1 protein-coding gene is annotated in these 299 nt (G+C 55.9%); it reads right to left on the bottom strand.

The genetic code is table 11. From position 1 onward, the window contains the following. On the bottom strand, nucleotides 1-299 hold a 299-nt coding region (locus tag KDM89_RS21560; protein ID WP_369123604.1), incomplete at both ends, for an SMP-30/gluconolactonase/LRE family protein.

The raw sequence follows: 299 nt of genomic DNA, 5'->3' as shown, positions 1-299 counted from the left end.
GATCTTGCCGTTTTTTGCCACCACCACAGAATTCGCATACAAGACTGGCGTGCCATCCACCTGATCGCACAGCACAGTGATCTGCTTGTCCGGTGTAATCCTGAGCAAACCACGGTAGGCATCCGCCGCAATCATATTGCCCTGCGCATCAAAGGCAAAACCCAGTACACGTCCGCGGGTATTGATCCATACTTCACGCTGGGCCCCATCCTCCTGCATGCGCAGGATGGCACCGGAAGCGACTGCTGCATACAATCTGCCATCCGGCCCCAACAACAAATGTTCAGGCCCCGTCTCAC

Origin of the sequence: Cognatundibacterium luofuense (assembly GCF_018139685.1) — a bacterium.
Classification (GTDB): domain Bacteria; phylum Pseudomonadota; class Gammaproteobacteria; order Burkholderiales; family Burkholderiaceae_D; genus Undibacterium; species Undibacterium luofuense.
This window is presented reverse-complemented; position numbering and strand designations above follow the sequence as displayed.